The 15249-nt window shown below is 53.6% G+C and carries 14 protein-coding genes; 6 read left to right on the plus strand and 8 right to left on the minus strand.

The features are described from left to right. Nucleotides 1-77: 77 nt before the first annotated feature. From ruvC to aspS, 4 genes are all read right to left on the minus strand, one after another. The gene (ruvC, locus tag AC07WB_RS10700; RefSeq protein ID WP_345829477.1) at nucleotides 78-605 is read right to left on the minus strand and encodes a crossover junction endodeoxyribonuclease RuvC; all 528 of its coding nucleotides are present in this window, start codon (nucleotides 603-605) and stop codon (nucleotides 78-80) included. A 37-nt stretch (nucleotides 606-642) separates the two neighbouring features. Further along, nucleotides 643-1386 carry a YebC/PmpR family DNA-binding transcriptional regulator gene (locus tag AC07WB_RS10705; protein ID WP_097097070.1) on the minus strand — a complete coding sequence of 248 codons (744 nt, stop codon included), beginning with the start codon at nucleotides 1384-1386 and terminating at the stop codon, nucleotides 643-645. A 241-nt stretch (nucleotides 1387-1627) separates the two neighbouring features. Beyond that, nucleotides 1628-2059 (minus strand): dihydroneopterin triphosphate diphosphatase, encoded by a 432-nt coding sequence (gene nudB, locus AC07WB_RS10710; RefSeq protein WP_097097068.1) that lies wholly within the window; start codon nucleotides 2057-2059, stop codon nucleotides 1628-1630. Further along, complete coding sequence (aspS, locus tag AC07WB_RS10715) at nucleotides 2059-3840, minus strand: aspartate--tRNA ligase (protein WP_494940463.1); 1782 nt, start codon at nucleotides 3838-3840, stop codon at nucleotides 2059-2061. The genes nudB and aspS overlap by 1 nt, the downstream gene beginning before the upstream one ends. A 233-nt stretch (nucleotides 3841-4073) precedes the next feature. Here aspS and AC07WB_RS10720 point away from each other — a divergent pair, with 233 nt between their 5' ends. The 3 genes from AC07WB_RS10720 (at nucleotide 4074) to cmoB (ending at nucleotide 6668) form a co-directional block, all read left to right on the plus strand. Beyond that, on the plus strand, nucleotides 4074-4895 hold the full coding sequence (locus tag AC07WB_RS10720; protein WP_400456078.1) for a DUF72 domain-containing protein: 822 nt from the start codon (nucleotides 4074-4076) through the stop codon (nucleotides 4893-4895). 79 nt (nucleotides 4896-4974) lie between these two features. Then, nucleotides 4975-5703, plus strand: coding sequence for a carboxy-S-adenosyl-L-methionine synthase CmoA (cmoA, locus tag AC07WB_RS10725; RefSeq protein ID WP_097097065.1), 729 nt, complete (start codon nucleotides 4975-4977; stop codon nucleotides 5701-5703). Continuing rightward, complete coding sequence (gene cmoB, locus AC07WB_RS10730) at nucleotides 5700-6668, plus strand: tRNA 5-methoxyuridine(34)/uridine 5-oxyacetic acid(34) synthase CmoB (protein ID WP_494940464.1); 969 nt, start codon at nucleotides 5700-5702, stop codon at nucleotides 6666-6668. The genes cmoA and cmoB overlap by 4 nt, the downstream gene beginning before the upstream one ends. Nucleotides 6669-6671: 3 nt before the next feature. Here cmoB and AC07WB_RS10735 read toward each other — a convergent pair whose 3' ends face one another. From AC07WB_RS10735 to cutC, 3 genes are all read right to left on the minus strand, one after another. Then, nucleotides 6672-7292, minus strand: coding sequence for a LysE family translocator (locus AC07WB_RS10735; protein WP_494940465.1), 621 nt, complete (start codon nucleotides 7290-7292; stop codon nucleotides 6672-6674). A gap of 155 nt (nucleotides 7293-7447) precedes the next feature. Then, nucleotides 7448-8305 (minus strand): hypothetical protein, encoded by an 858-nt coding sequence (locus AC07WB_RS10740; protein ID WP_097097062.1) that lies wholly within the window; start codon nucleotides 8303-8305, stop codon nucleotides 7448-7450. Nucleotides 8306-8541: 236 nt separating this feature from the next. Next, nucleotides 8542-9294, minus strand: coding sequence for a copper homeostasis protein CutC (gene cutC, locus AC07WB_RS10745; protein WP_345829466.1), 753 nt, complete (start codon nucleotides 9292-9294; stop codon nucleotides 8542-8544). 84 nt (nucleotides 9295-9378) lie between these two features. Between cutC and AC07WB_RS10750 the strand changes: the two genes are divergently transcribed. Beyond that, nucleotides 9379-10518, plus strand: coding sequence for a MalY/PatB family protein (locus tag AC07WB_RS10750; protein ID WP_494940466.1), 1140 nt, complete (start codon nucleotides 9379-9381; stop codon nucleotides 10516-10518). Here AC07WB_RS10750 and AC07WB_RS10755 read toward each other — a convergent pair. Next, nucleotides 10515-11075, minus strand: coding sequence for a VOC family protein (locus AC07WB_RS10755; protein ID WP_097097059.1), 561 nt, complete (start codon nucleotides 11073-11075; stop codon nucleotides 10515-10517). The two genes, AC07WB_RS10750 and AC07WB_RS10755, sit on opposite strands and share 4 nt — an antisense overlap. Nucleotides 11076-11680: 605 nt before the next feature. On the opposite strand from AC07WB_RS10755, the gene argS reads away from it, so the two are divergent. Continuing rightward, complete coding sequence (gene argS, locus AC07WB_RS10760; protein ID WP_097097058.1) at nucleotides 11681-13411, plus strand: arginine--tRNA ligase; 1731 nt, start codon at nucleotides 11681-11683, stop codon at nucleotides 13409-13411. Nucleotides 13412-13864: 453 nt separating this feature from the next. Further along, nucleotides 13865-15244: an MFS transporter gene (locus AC07WB_RS10765; RefSeq protein WP_097097057.1), complete on the plus strand. Its 1380-nt coding sequence runs from the start codon at nucleotides 13865-13867 to the stop codon at nucleotides 15242-15244. Nucleotides 15245-15249 lie beyond the last annotated feature (5 nt).

Raw genomic sequence — 15249 nt, forward strand, 5'->3', positions numbered from 1 at the left:
AATCTGTAAGTAAGCCTGCGTTTATAGCATAAAAAAAGCTGGATGAATATCCAGCCTCGTATAGCGTTTCGTTTCCGCTAACCCGATCGCATACGACCGCGCGTCATCACCAGTTTTGTGTCACTTATACGTCCAGCATTTTGACTCATATGGCAGTGGGTGATGGCAATCGCCAGCGCATCGGCGGCGTCAGCTTGCGGGTTCGCCGGCAGTTTCAGCAAGGTCCGCACCATGTGCTGTACCTGACTTTTCTCTGCACCACCGGTGCCGGTTACCGTTTGCTTCACCTGCCGCGCCGCATATTCAAATACCGGCAAATCGTGATTCACCGCAGCCACAATCGCCGCACCGCGCGCCTGGCCCAGCTTGAGCGCTGAGTCAGCATTCTTCGCCATAAACACCTGCTCAATGGCGAAGTAATCAGGTGAAAACTGCGTGATGATTTCGCAGACGCCGGCGTAAATCAGTTTGAGGCGCGACGGCAAATCGGTGACGCTGGTGCGGATACAGCCGCTGCCCAAATAGGTGAGCTGGCGGCCGGTTTGGCGGATAACACCGTAACCGGTGACGCGCGAGCCGGGATCGATCCCGAGAATTATCGCCACAGCGCGTCTCCGGTAAGTGGGGTTTTAAGCAACGCCATTACAGCGTTTCTGCGATCTCATCAGAGATTTCACCGTTATGGTACACTTCCTGCACATCATCGCAGTCTTCCAGCATGTCGATCAGGCGCAGCAGTTTCGGCGCAGTTTCGGCATCCATTTCGGCTTTGGTTGAAGGGATCATTGAGACTTCAGCGGTGTCCGCTTTCAAGCCGCCAGCTTCCAGCGCATCACGCACCGCACCCAGCTCTTCCCACGCGGTGAACACGTCAATTGCGCCATCATCATAGGCGACGACGTCTTCGGCACCGGCTTCCAGCGCCGCTTCCATTACCGCATCTTCGTCCTGGCCTGGCGCGAAGGAGATAACACCCTTCTTGCTAAACAGGTAAGAAACTGAACCGTCAGTTCCGAGGTTACCGCCAGTTTTGGTGAAGGCATGACGCACTTCGCCAACGGTACGGTTGCGGTTGTCGCTCAGGCACTCGATCATCACCGCAGAGCCGCCCGGACCGTAACCTTCATAGATGATGGTTTCCATGTTGGAATCATCTTCGCCGCCCACGCCGCGTGCAATTGCGCGGTTCATGGTATCGCGGGTCATGTTATTGGACAGGGCTTTGTCCATCGCTGCGCGCAGGCGCGGGTTGGAACCGGCATCGCCGCCACCGAGCTTCGCAGCGGTAACCAGCTCGCGAATGATTTTGGTGAAGATTTTACCGCGTTTAGCGTCCTGAGCAGCTTTACGGTGCTTAGTATTCGCCCATTTACTGTGTCCAGCCATCTTGCATATTCTCCGATCTTTTACTGGGTGCAGGCTATCTTACTTGCGATCTTGTCCCCCGGCAGTGCTCGCAATCCTCACGTACATAAGTACGCTCCGGTTGCTGTGCGCTGGCGGTGAACAACCTCGCGGCGCCGATTACGCCTGACTGTTCGATATTGTTCGGTGCGTTCATTGAAAACTCACCAGATTCATAAAACTTAATGCATTCGCCACCGGAATAACGCGCGGCGGCGAGCATTCAGATAAATTCTTCAATTGCCTGGCGGTTACTCCAGGACTTGGTGAGGGCTGCGGCAGCGGCGGGGTCGAGCCAGCGCGCGGCGAGATGCTCGGTGAGCAGTAGCTCACGCTCTGCGGGTAACGCCAACCTGAACCAGTGTTCGCGATTGTGCGTGGTGCCCGGCGCGTAACGATGGCGATAGTGCGGGAAGATTTCAAACTCGATCTCTTTGTGACAATCGTCCAGCACTAACTTTTCATCCGCTATGTCGATGGCGAGCTCTTCTAACACTTCGCGCTGAGCCGCCTGATGTGGGCTTTCACCCGCTTCCAGGCTGCCAGTAACCGATTGCCAAAAGCTGTCGTCATCACGTCGCTGCAGCATTAACACCCGGCCGGTATCTCGCGCAAAAATCACTACCAGCACCGATACCGGATGTTTATAGCCCATTACTTGTTCTCTGACTTTTCTTTCTTCGGTACCACTAAAATACCCAGATCCAACAAGGCGGCTGGATTGGCTTCGCTTGGCGCTTCAGTCATCAGACATGCTGCTGCGGTAGTTTTCGGGAACGCGATCACATCACGGATGTTATCGGTACCCGTTAACAGCATGGTCAGTCGATCCAGACCAAAGGCCAAGCCCGCGTGTGGCGGTGTGCCGTATTTCAGGGCGTCGAGCAGGAAGCCAAACTTCTCGCGCTGCTCTTCTTCGGTGATTCCCAGGATGCTGAACACCGTCTGCTGCATTTTGCCGCTGTGGATACGTACCGAACCGCCGCCCACTTCGTAGCCGTTAATTACCATATCGTAGGCATTGGCTACTGCCTGTACCGGATCGGTCGCCAACGCTTCGGCGCTCATCGCTTTCGGCGAGGTGAACGGATGGTGCATCGCTGCCAGGCCGCCCTCTTCATCTTCCTCAAACATTGGGAAGTCGATAACCCACAGCGGCGCCCAGGCTTTTTCATCGGTGATCTGCAGATCGCGGCCCACCTTCAGACGCAACGCACCCAACGCATCCGCCACCACTTTAGCGCGATCGGCACCGAAGAAGATCAGGTCACCATCTTGTGCCGATGTGCGATTCAGGATCGCTTCGACGATCTCTGCCGTGAGGAATTTCGCTACCGGGCTCTGTACGCCCTCGAAGCCTTTAGCACGTTCGTTAATCTTCATCCACGCCAGGCCTTTGGCGCCATAGATTTCAACAAACTTGCCGTATTCATCAATTTGCTTACGCGTTAATGCAGCCCCGCCTGGAACGCGCAGCGCCGCTACACGGCCTTTGGCATCATTAGCGGGGCCCGCGAACACCTGGAACTCGACATTTTTCAGCAGATCGCCAACGTCCACCAGCTCCATGGGATTACGCAGGTCTGGCTTGTCGGAACCGTAACGGTGCATCGCTTCCGCAAAGGTCATCTGCGGGAAGTCACCGAGATCGACGCCCTTGATGTCGATCCACAGCTCACGAATCAGACGCTCCATCTTTTCACGTACCTGCTCAGCCGTCATGAACGAGGTTTCAACGTCGATCTGGGTGAATTCAGGCTGACGGTCGGCACGCAGATCTTCGTCGCGGAAGCACTTAACGATTTGATAATAGCGATCAAAACCCGACATCATCAGCAGCTGTTTGAACAGCTGAGGTGACTGCGGCAGCGCGTAAAACTTACCTTTGTGTACGCGGCTCGGCACCAGATAGTCACGCGCGCCTTCCGGTGTTGCTTTGGTCAGCATTGGCGTTTCGATATCGAGGAAGCCCTGGTCATCCATGAAGCGACGCACGAAGCTGGTAATTTTAGCGCGGGTTTTTAAACGCTGAGCCATTTCCGGACGACGCAAATCCAGATAGCGATAAGTCAGACGCGCTTCTTCGCTGTTGATCTGGTTCGAATCCAGTGGCAGAGGTTCAGCACGGTTGATGATGTTCAGTTCATGCGCAAACACCTCCACTTCACCGGTGGCCATGTCGCTGTTTTTGTTTTTTTCGTCACGTGCACGCACGGTGCCGGTGATCTGGATACAGAATTCGTTACGCAGTTCAGATGCCAGCTGGAAAGCGTCTTGACGATCGGAATCGAAGAACACCTGTGCGATACCTTCACGGTCGCGCATATCGATAAAAATCAGGCTACCCAGATCGCGACGGCGATTTACCCAGCCGCAGAGAGTGACTTGCTGACCCACATGAGACAGATTGAGCTGTCCGCAATATTCTGTACGCATAACGTATCCTTTTAACTTCGCCGCTGCTGCCAGACAACATCAGGCCGCGTAACCTTATGAGATGCTGTCGCAAAAAAGGCGGCTATTATAATGGAAAAACCCAGGCAGGATAAGTGGAGCCAGATCAAAGCGGACAAAACAATAGGCTTTATCGCGCTGTTTTTCCTGCCGACATCAAAACAGGGTACATTATGCCGCCCTTTCCCGCCCCTAAAGGATTAAGGAGTTCGCGTTTGACACTTCGCATTGGCTTACCACAATGGCAGCACGCGCGCTGGAAACAGTTCGGTTTAGAGACGCTGGCCGATTACGCACAGCTGTTTGGCTGCGTGGAAGGCAACACCACACTTTATGCTTTGCCGAAGCCGGAAGTGGTGATGCGCTGGCGGGATATGACCCACGATGACTTCCGCTTCTGCTTCAAATTTCCCGAGAGCATCAGTCACCAATCTGGCCTGCGTAACTGTGATGAATTGCTGACGGCGTTTTTCCGCCTGCTCGATCCGCTGAGTAACCGTATCGGTCAATATTGGTTGCAACTGCCCGCGGCATTCTCTCCCGCACAGCTTGGTGATTTATGGTTCTTTTTGGATAGCTTGCCGCGCAATTTTCACTATGGCGTGGAAGTGCGTCATCAGGCGTTTTTTGCCAAAGGTGAAGCCGAACGCGCGCTGAATCGCGGTTTGCTGGACCGTAGAATTAATCGGGTAATGCTCGATAGTCGCCCGGTGCATGCCTCAAACTCGCAGTCTGTCGCAGCGGTGCAGGCGCGATCGCAAAAACCGCGCGTGCCGCCACATGCTGTGCGTACCGGATCGCAACCTATGGTGCGCTTCATTGGCAGTGATAGCGTGGCGGAGAGCGTGCCCCTGTTTCAGCCGTGGCGCAGTAAACTGCAAGCATGGCAAAAAGAGAGCGATCCCATGCTGTTTATTCATACACCAGACATGGGCGACGTGTTTCCGCTGGTTCAGGCGCTGTGGCCGCAATTGCAGCAGCTGGAGCCGACACTGCGCAATCTACCTGAGTGGCCGCAACAATCGACGCTATTCTAAACTCAACACTACAACGTGCAGCGTGCGGTAGTTTCTGCCAAAATAGCGCCCTTTCCGATTTCTCTCCGGACTTTTCATTATGTCTGATCGCGATACGCTATTTTCCGCGCCCATTGATAAGCTGGGCGACTGGACCTTTGACGAGCGCGTAGCTGAAGTTTTTCCCGATATGATTCAGCGCTCGGTGCCGGGTTATTCCAACATCATTTCGATGATTGGCATGCTGGCAGAACGCTTTGTACAGCCGAATAGCCAGGTTTACGATCTCGGCTGTTCGCTGGGCGCAGCCACGCTGTCGGTGCGCCGCAATATTCATGTGCCAGGCTGCCAAATTATTGCCGTGGATAATTCTCCGGCGATGGTGGAACGCTGTCGCCGTCATATCGACGCCTTCCGTGCCGACACGCCGGTTCAGGTGATCGAAGCGGATATTCAGGATATTCATATCGAGAATGCTTCGCTGGTGGTGCTGAATTTTACCCTGCAGTTTCTTGAGCCGCCCGCCCGTCTCGAATTATTAAAGAAAATCGTTAACGGTCTGAATCCGGGTGGCGCACTGGTGCTGTCTGAGAAGTTCAGTTTTGAAGATGCTGACGTAGGTGAACTGCTGTTCAACATGCATCACGATTTTAAGCGCGCGAACGGCTACAGCGAGCTGGAGATCAGCCAGAAACGCAGCATGCTGGAAAACGTGATGCTGACCGACAGCGTGGAGGCGCATAAAGCGCGCCTGAAAACCGCCGGTTTCAAACATGCAGAGTTATGGTTCCAGTGTTTTAATTTTGGTTCGTTGGTGGCGTTGAAATGATTGAGTTTGGCCGTTTTTATCAGCAGATTGCCACCGGCCCGCTCGCCAGCTGGCTGGAAGTCTTACCTGCGCAAATTGCCGCATGGCAGCGTGAAAACCTGCACGGTAAATTCCGCGATTGGGAGAAGTCGGTTGATTATCTCCCCCTGCTTGCACCGCACAAGCTGGATTTACTGCACAGCGTGAGCGCGGATGCCAACGATCTGACCGATCGTCAACGTCTGGGTATTGAAAATTTGCTGCGCAATTTGATGCCGTGGCGCAAAGGTCCTTATTCGCTGTACGGTACCGAGATCGATACCGAATGGCGTTCTGACTGGAAATGGGATCGCGTGTTGCCGCACATCTCCCCCCTAACGCATCGCACGATACTCGATGTCGGGTGTGGCAGCGGCTATCACATGTGGCGCATGATCGGTGCTGGGGCGAAACTGGTGGTGGGTATCGACCCTATGCAGCTGTTTTTGTGTCAGTTCGAAGCGGTACGTAAGCTGCTGGGCGACGATCGTCGTGCGCATTTGCTGCCGCTGGGCATTGAACAACTGCCAGCGTTACAGGCGTTTGATACCGTATTTTCGATGGGCGTACTTTATCATCGTCGTTCGCCACTCGATCACCTTATGCAGTTGAAAAATCAGTTGGTCAATGACGGCGAGCTGGTGCTGGAAACGCTGGTGATTGAAGGCGACGAGAACGCGGTGCTGGTGCCGGGTGAACGTTATGCGCAGATGCGTAATGTTTACTTTATTCCTTCTGCCGCTGCGCTGAAGAGCTGGCTGGAAAAATGCGGATTTGTGGATGTGCGCATTGCCGATTATGCGGTGACCTCGGTGGAAGAGCAGCGACGCACCAGCTGGATGACCAGCGAATCGCTGGCCGAATTCCTTGATCCTAACGACAGCAGCAAAACGGTCGAAGGTTATCCCGCGCCGCTGCGCGCCGTACTCGTGGCCCGCAAACCGTAAAGCTTAACGCCGCGACAGCGCCAGCTTCGCGGCAAAGCCAATAAATACGCAGCCAGTCAGGCGATCCATCACTTTCAGTACCGCAGGGCGACGCAGATGCGCCGCGAAGTACTGGCTGCTACCAATCAGCACGGCATTCCACACCAGACCAATCACCATGTGCGTCAACGCCATTAGCGTGCACCACAGCGGCACCGATGCGCCTGCCGGAATGAACTGCGGCAGGAAGGTGACATAGAATACGCCGACCTTGGGGTTAAGCAGGTTGCCGAATAATCCGCGCGTGAAGCAGGCGAAATAACGTTGTTCTTTACTCTGCGCGCGCTGCCCTTCTTCCGCCTGCGTGCGCGGATTGATCAACAGTTTGACGCCAAGATAGAGCAGATACGCCGCACCGATCCATTTCAGCAGGTTATAAGCCATTTCCGAGGCCAGCAGCAGCGCGCCCAAACCCAGTCCCACCGCAACGCCCCACACCAAACAGCCGAGCGTGACGCCCAGCGCCGTTACCGAGGCGCGTTTCCAGCCTTGCGCGGCGGCGGAACGCAGTACCAGCGCAGTATCAAAGCCGGGAGTGAGCGTCAGAATGGTGATGGCGAAGAGGAATGAAAGGATTAGGGTCATAGGTTTGTCCGGTACGTTTCAGGCAAAGAACAAGGGCCGCTGCGTAAAGACGTCGTGGACACATCCCTGTGGACTCTGCCTGCGCATCCATGCGCTGGAAGCTTTACTCCGCGGCCCTTGTTCATTGCCTTAATGTTAAATTGGTGTGTTTGGCGTTAATCCTGGGCGGCTGATTCGCCTGGCGAGTTCCAATATTGATATTTATAGGCTGAGCTAAGATGGCGTTCAATGGTGCCTTTGGCAAATACTTCGGTTTCATGCAGATAGCTCAATGTACAGTTGCCCACCTCATCCCACAGCTGGCATTCATCCACCGAGCGCAGCGTGCTAACCGGCGTTGTCGAGGTGCCATTCAGGCGCAGTTCCCGCCACTGGTTGTCATAACTGTAGGTATCTTTGCTGCGTGCGCTGGTGGATGAAATGACCAATCCCTGCGGATTCCAGCGCCAGCTGTTTTCACCGTTGCTCATGCTGTCGCTACCGCGCGCCACGCTTTTTTCAACGCGGAGCTGTTTGTCATAGCGATATGTCGTGTCGGTAAAGCCCTCTTTGCCCATGCTGGTAAATTTATCGGAAGAGCTGACAATGTTGCCGTGCTGTCCGATTTGCCAGCTAATGGTGCCCTGCCGGTTATCTACAACTTCTTCCTGACCAGCCTTGATGACTTTGACCAGATAAGCATATTCCGCCACCCAGCCTCGCTGCACGCGGGCGATATGCTGTTCCATGGTCAGTAAAACGTTGCCTTCATTTTTGTCATAGGAGATATCGGCCACCATCAAATCACCGCACTGATTAAACTGACCGAGCACGCGCTTTTGCGAATTAACATCTTTGCCAAACTCGCCGGCCACCACTTGACGCACCGCACCTTTGGCATCGCCACCCAGCATAATCCAATTGTTACTGCTGGTGATATTTTTGCTCAGCGGCGGACACGCGGAACTTGCCGCCAGCGCGATACCACAGTAAGGAATAAGCAGCACTAAAACGGCACAAGGGAAGGATTTCATGAAGGTTATCCGTACGAAGCCATAAGTAATCAAAGCATCATTTGCTGGAACACGCTATTACGACTTGAAATCTTTCCCAAAAAATTCGAACGACAGGAACGCACGCCGCCAACCTATCTGTAGCCTGAAGTATGAAGGGGATAGACAAAAAGAACCCCAGCAAAAATGCTGGGGTTGGTACTTGCAAACATCACGTCATGTGAACTGGCGTGCTGCGCGGCAAAACTGGTGCGGATTCAGGCTACCCGGGCGTCGGTTAACTGCGTCATGCTTTTCATGGCTTCAACGACATCACCATCAACGCAGTAGCGGCTGAATTCATCGGTTTCCGCTTCGGAGCACATTGAAACACCGGCTTTACGGTAGCGCATCGGCGAAGCGACTAAGCGGCTGGCGGAGCTGTGGACTTCCTGCAATCCACTGTCGATAAACTTCTGAATATTGCTCAAGCGTACGCCCGCACCGGCCATAATAATCGGACCTGTGCTGTGCTCATTTAGTTCCCGTAATAATGCAATTCCTGCTTCGGCACTCTGTTGCTGGCCGGAAGTCAGAATACGCGCGATGCCTAAATCAGCCAGCACTTCTAGCGAACGTTTAGGGCTGTGGCATAAATCAAAGGCGCGATGAAACGTCACCGCCATGCCATCACACAGCGCCATAATCTGCTGCATACGGGCAATATCGACATGCGCATCTTCATCCAGCATGCCTATAACCAATCCCGGAAAACCCAATTCACGCATTAGTGAGACATCAGATTTCATCGTCTCAAACTCTCGCGGGGTGTAACAAAAATCGCCACCGCGCGGACGGACAATAGGATGAACCGGGATCGAAATTTCACGGCGTGCCGCTTCCAGCACGCCAGCTGAAGGCGTCAACCCACCTTCGCGCGGCGCACTGCACAGCTCCACGCGATCGGCACCGGATTGCTGCGCAGTCATTGCACAATCGATGCCGTAGCAACAAATTTCCAGTTTCGTCATACCATGCTCCTTTCATGACTTCTGGCTCGGGAGGAATGCTTCAGTTAATCTGCTTAATTGGATAGTTTACGTGGAACTCGCACAATGGCATTCGATTTTGATCAATGGATAGACCGTCGTCACAGCGATAGTTTGAAATGGCACAAATATGGCGATCGTGATGTGTTGCCGTTATGGGTGGCTGACACGGATTTCAGGTCTCCGCCTGCCGTGATTGAGGCGATTAAAAAGCGTGCGGATCATGGCGTATTTGGCTACGGCGCAGCGCCAGAAGGATTGATTGATATCACTATTTCCCGCTTAGCGCAGCGCTACAACTGGCATATTCAGCCCGACTGGCTGGTGTTGCTGCCGGGCGTCGTATGCGGTTTAAATCTTTCGGTCCGCGCGTTCACAGAGTCTGGCCAGTCTACCGTTGCTCCCACGCCGATTTATCCCCCTTTTCGTACCGCTGCACAATTGGCCGAGCGCACGCAGGTGAACCTACCCATGCGACTGCAGGGCGATCGATGGGTCATGGATCTCAACACCCGCACCATGCAGGGAAATGAACGCCTGCTGATGTTATGCAATCCACATAATCCATGTGGCACGGTTTATCGTCGGGATGAGCTTGAGGCGCAGTTGGCGTTTGCACAGCAGCATGATTTGATTGTTTGCTCCGATGAAATTCATTGCGATTTATTGTTATCACCGGACGTGCACCATATTCCATTCGCGACGCTGAGTGAGGATGCGGCACAGCGCAGTATTACCCTGATTTCCCCGTCAAAAAGCTTCAATATCGCAGGATTAGGCGCATCACTGGCGATCATTCCCAACCGCGAATTAAGACAACGCTTTAAGCAGGTCCGTGAAGGGATCGTGCCAAGCGTTGATATCCTGGCGCTCGTGGCGGCAGAGGCAGCGTGGCGGGATGGCGAGGAGTGGCTGACTGCCCAGCTCGATTATTTACGCGCTAATCGCGATCGGTTGGTGGCACAGGTCAATGCCCTGCCAGCACTGCGCATGACTGCGCCGGAAGCAACCTATCTCGGCTGGATCGATGCCAGTCGACTCGCTGTCGACACTCCCGCGCTTTACTTTGAACAGCATGGGCTGGGGTTTTCACCTGGCGGCGATTTTGGCGATGATCGCTTTGTGCGTTTTAACTTTGGCTGCACCCGCGCCACGCTGGAGCAGGCGGTAACACGTTTGCAGCATGCGGTCGCTGCGCGCGGTTAATCCTGTTCGCTGGCAACGATCTCCTCTAATCGCCAGGGATGAAACTTAATGGTGGTTTGCCCGTCCGTAACGGCCAGCGTCGGGTTGGGCAAGCGCTCGTTCTCCCCTTTTGGCGCACTGGTCTTGAAGGAGATGCCAGGCTGCGTCAAAGCCTCATCGGAAAGCAAGGCCATCGCACGCTTACCCAGCGATTCCGGATCGCCGCGCAGCACAATCTCCACATGCTCCCACCCTTCATGGCGATAGAGTTTCTCGCCCGGCCACGGCAGTTCAATCACATCGACTTGCCAGCCGGCCAGGTTTAGCGGCTGATGCAGTTTAAACAGGCAGATTGGACGCCCATTAATAATTGCCTGTGAAAACTGGTGCCCCATTTGCAAAAATCCGGCTTTCCAGCGTTCCGCTGTCGCAAATTGGTGGCAGCGCACCGCCACATGATCGGCTTCATGTTCCGCCAGATTAATGCCTAAACGTTCAGCAAAATGTTCAAGAGATTGTGCAAAACGCATCAGGTCTTGTTCTAAGTCATCCAGTTCCTGCGGAAAGTGGGTCTGCATCACGCCATTACCTCAATATCAGTTCACGTTTATTAATCAATATGAAATTTGATAAGTGTTGATTCCACTTGACAAAATTGTCGGATTCATCCGATTTCAGTGAAGAAATGCCCTAAAACAGCATAAATAGCCCATTCATTTCAGATTTATCGTTAAAACAGGTCCAGTAGTTACTTTATGAAAGTGACCTAACCCACTGTTATTGTTAATAATAGTTAATACAATGAGATAAGTCTTATTTAAGTTCCAAACAATTGCAGCTTGCTACCCTTTCTTATAAATTTGTGTTTCACCACTACAAGGAACGGCCTTATGTCTATGCTCATTGTTGTCGCGGTCCTGATTGCACTAATGGGATTTGCAATTTCCCGCCACTGGAAGGCCCGTGAAGACAAAACTGTTAAAAATCCTCGTCGTCACTCACGGCGCCGTTAATCGGCGCTGGAGGCCCGACGTGGCCACTCATAGCATACCGAAAAGCTGACGCAACTTAACATTTCACGTATACTTCCCCTCTTATTTTTCCGTCCCGCCGTACAGTTGTGGGATGACGACATCGGCTCGCCGCCTGCTGGCGGGCCTTTTCAGCATATGAAGGTAACGCGGTGAATATTCAGGCTCTTCTTTCCGACAAAGTCAGTCAGGCAATGGTAGCGGCGGGTGCGCCTGCCGATTGCGAACCTCAGGTTCGTCAGTCTGCGAAGGTGCAGTTCGGTGATTATCAGGCAAACGGTATCATGGCCGTGGCGAAAAAGCTTGGTCAGGCACCGCGACAACTGGCTGAGCAGGTGATTCAGCATCTGGATCTCACCGGTATCGCCAGCAAAGTTGAAATTGCCGGCCCCGGTTTTATCAATATCTTCCTTGATCGTCAGTGGTTAGCCGGGCAAACCGCCCAGGCGTTGCAGTTGCCACGTTTGGGTGTGAGCACCGTTAAACCACAAACTATCGTGATTGACTACTCCGCGCCCAATGTGGCGAAACAGATGCACGTGGGCCACGTGCGCTCCACCATCATTGGTGATGCAGCCGTGCGCACGCTGGAGTTTCTCGGACATCACGTTATCCGTGCCAACCACGTAGGTGATTGGGGCACGCAGTTTGGCATGCTGATCGCCTATCTGGAAAAGCAGCAGAACGAGAATCATGAAGCGATCGCGCTGGCCGATTTAGAAGCCTTTTATCGTGAAGCTAAAGTGACTTACGACGCGGACGAAGCCTTTGCCGAGCGCGCACGCAACTACGTAGTGAAACTGCAAGGCGGTGATGAATATTGCCGCAGTATGTGGAAGAAACTGGTTGATATCACTATGAGCCAGAACCAATTGGTTTATGACCGCCTTAATGTGACCCTGTCACGTAATGATGTGATGGGTGAAAGCCTGTACAACGATATGTTGCCGGGTATTGTCGCCGACCTGCGTGAAAAAGGTCTGGCAGTGACCAGCGAAGGCGCCACCGTGGTTTTCCTTGATGAGTTCAAAAACAAGGAAGGTGAACCGATGGGCGTGATCATCCAGAAGAAAGATGGCGGCTATCTCTATACCACCACCGATATCGCCTGTGCTAAATACCGTTACGAAACGCTGCATGCCGATCGCGTGCTTTACTACATTGATTCGCGCCAGCATCAGCATTTGCAGCAAGCATGGACCATCGTGCGCAAAGCTGGCTACGTGCCGGAATCCGTCCCGCTTGAACACCATGCGTTTGGCATGATGCTGGGCAAAGATGGCCGTCCGTTCAAAACCCGCAGCGGTGGCACCATTCGCCTGGCCGATCTGCTGGACGAAGCAGTGGAACGTGCGCATGCGCTGGTGAGTGAGAAAAATCCGGAGATGTCAGCGCAAGAGCTGAAAGATCTGTCAGAAGTGGTCGGTATCGGCGCAGTAAAATATGCCGATTTGTCGAAAAGCCGCACCACCGATTACATCTTCGATTGGGACAACATGCTGGCCTTTGAGGGTAATACCGCGCCCTATATGCAGTATGCCTATACGCGCGTGCTGTCAGTATTCCGCAAAGCGGGTATTGATGCCGATAGCCTGAGCGGCGACATCGTGCTGACCGAAGAGCGTGAAGCGCAGCTGGCAACGCGTCTGCTGCAGTTCGAAGAAGTGATTACTCAGGTCGCGCGCGACGGTACACCACACGTGATGTGTGCTTACCTGTATGAACTGGCGGGTCAATTCTCCGGCTTCTATGAACACTGCCCGATTCTTTCGGCTGAGGATGAGAATATCCGTCACAGCCGCTTGCAGCTCGCCGCGTTAACCGCAAAGACGCTGAAACAAGGCCTCGATACGCTGGGCATTAAAACCGTCGAACGTATGTAATATCTTCAGGCGGAGCATGCCTCGGGCATTCTCCGCTTACTTACACGTCTATCCATCCCCTTTCGTTTTCATTCTCGTCGCCTATTTCCTACGCTGATGCCCGCCCTTTTTCACCCATAGTCCACCGATCTCACCACGCTTTTTCGTCTGCGTTCTCTCCATCCTCTTACGGCTTTTTTTCCTGAATCCGCGGATTTGAAAATTTACGACGCAGCTCACCAAATAAATAAAACTCATACCTTGATAACCATTTTATGGCAGACAAACCTACTCAGCCCCCCTAATTTGGTAATCGAACCCGAAACAAAAATACATTTAACAAGCTGTTTTAACAGCAAAAAATAATAATAACTCTCCCTACCGTCGGGTTAAAGTGATGCCGTTAATGTCAATTAGCGCAGAGAAAAGGTTTAACCCAGCGATGTTATTAATAAAAAAATCAGAGCGTATCCTATGAGCAATCACGACATTATCGATGTAAAAGGCTGGATCGACGCCCGCCCGATCACCGGATACCAGTGGCTGACCCTTGCCCTGTGTTTCATCATCATCATGTTTGATGGCTATGACGCGGCAGCAATGGGCTTCATTGCACCAGCCCTGATTGAGGATTGGGGCATTAGTCATGCGGAAATGGGGCCGATTCTTGGCGCCGCCATGTTTGGCGTGGCAATCGGTGCGCTGATCGCCGGCCCGTGGTCCGACAAATTCGGCCGTAAAAGGGTGCTGCTGCTGTCAATCGCTGTCTTTGCCTGCTTTAGCCTGATGAGCGCTTTCGCTCGTACGCCGCTGGAAATGGGCGCGTTACGTTTTCTCACCGGCCTCGGTCTCGGGGCGGTCATGCCAAACTGCGTCACCCTCGTGTCGGAATACATGCCGGAACGCCGCCGCAGCCTGATGATCACCGTAATGTACAGCGGCTTTAATATTGGTTCCGGCCTGGGTGGTTTTATTGCTGCCGGCATGTTGCCGCACTATGGCTGGCAAGCGGTATTGGGCTTTGGCGGCCTGCTGCCACTGCTGATGTTGCCCCTCCTGCTGTGGCTGTTACCTGAATCGGCCATGTATATGGTGGTACGCAAAGTCAGTCGGGACAAAATTGCCGCCGTGCTTAAACGCCTCGGTGGTGAGTTCGCGGTAGGGACCGCCTTCGTTCTTAATGCCCCGGTGATCCCGAAGAAAGCCCAGGTGCTACAACTGTTCAGCCGTGGTTATGCCGGCGGTACGCTGGTGTTGTGGCTGACCTATTTTATGGGACTGTTTGTCATCTACCTGCTCAACGGCTGGTTGCCGACCATTATGCGGTCCGGCGGCGTGACGCTGGAGCGCGCAGCGATTGTTGCCGGCTTATTCCAGCTGGGCGGAACGGTTGGCGGCCTGCTGGTAGGCGGGTTGATGGATCGTTTTAAAGCTAAATACGTGATTGCTCTGTTCTATCTGCTGGGCAGTTTCTGCCTGGTATCGCAGGGAATCTGGGGCTTTGGTCCTACGGTGCTGGCACTGCTGGTATTCATGGCGGGTATTTGCATCAACGGGGCGCAAACCGGATTGCAGGCATTTTCTCCCGCATTCTACCCCACCGAAATGCGTGCCACTGGCGTGTGCTGGATGCACGGTATTGGCCGTAGCGGTGCCATTATCAGCTCTTCTCTGGGCGGCGTGCTGCTCGGCGTTTTTCCTGGGCAAACCGCTATTTTTATCGTTTTGTCGCTCCCGGCAGTTTTGGCGGCACTCTCCATCACCCGACATCACCCTGCGCAGGTGACGCGTCAGGTCAAAGGCATCGACCTTAATGACCTGCCGTCCCTGTCGCGTACCCTGAATAATCGATGAAATAG

The sequence above is a fragment of the Pantoea sp. GW821-FHT03E06 genome (assembly GCF_059420725.1).

Bases quoted from the DNA above. Each gene is read 5' to 3' on its own strand.
- AC07WB_RS10705 (WP_097097070.1), bottom strand. From the start codon at position 1,386: ATGGCTGGACACAGTAAATGGGCGAATACTAAGCACCGTAAAGCTGCT.
- nudB (WP_097097068.1), bottom strand. From the start codon at position 2,059: ATGGGCTATAAACATCCGGTATCGGTGCTGGTAGTGATTTTTGCGCGA.
- aspS (WP_494940463.1), bottom strand. From the start codon at position 3,840: ATGCGTACAGAATATTGCGGACAGCTCAATCTGTCTCATGTGGGTCAG.
- cmoA (WP_097097065.1), top strand. From the start codon at position 4,975: ATGTCTGATCGCGATACGCTATTTTCCGCGCCCATTGATAAGCTGGGC.
- cmoB (WP_494940464.1), top strand. From the start codon at position 5,700: ATGATTGAGTTTGGCCGTTTTTATCAGCAGATTGCCACCGGCCCGCTC.
- AC07WB_RS10735 (WP_494940465.1), bottom strand. From the start codon at position 7,292: ATGACCCTAATCCTTTCATTCCTCTTCGCCATCACCATTCTGACGCTC.
- AC07WB_RS10740 (WP_097097062.1), bottom strand. From the start codon at position 8,305: ATGAAATCCTTCCCTTGTGCCGTTTTAGTGCTGCTTATTCCTTACTGT.
- cutC (WP_345829466.1), bottom strand. From the start codon at position 9,294: ATGACGAAACTGGAAATTTGTTGCTACGGCATCGATTGTGCAATGACT.
- AC07WB_RS10750 (WP_494940466.1), top strand. From the start codon at position 9,379: ATGGCATTCGATTTTGATCAATGGATAGACCGTCGTCACAGCGATAGT.
- AC07WB_RS10755 (WP_097097059.1), bottom strand. From the start codon at position 11,075: ATGCAGACCCACTTTCCGCAGGAACTGGATGACTTAGAACAAGACCTG.
- AC07WB_RS10765 (WP_097097057.1), top strand. From the start codon at position 13,865: ATGAGCAATCACGACATTATCGATGTAAAAGGCTGGATCGACGCCCGC.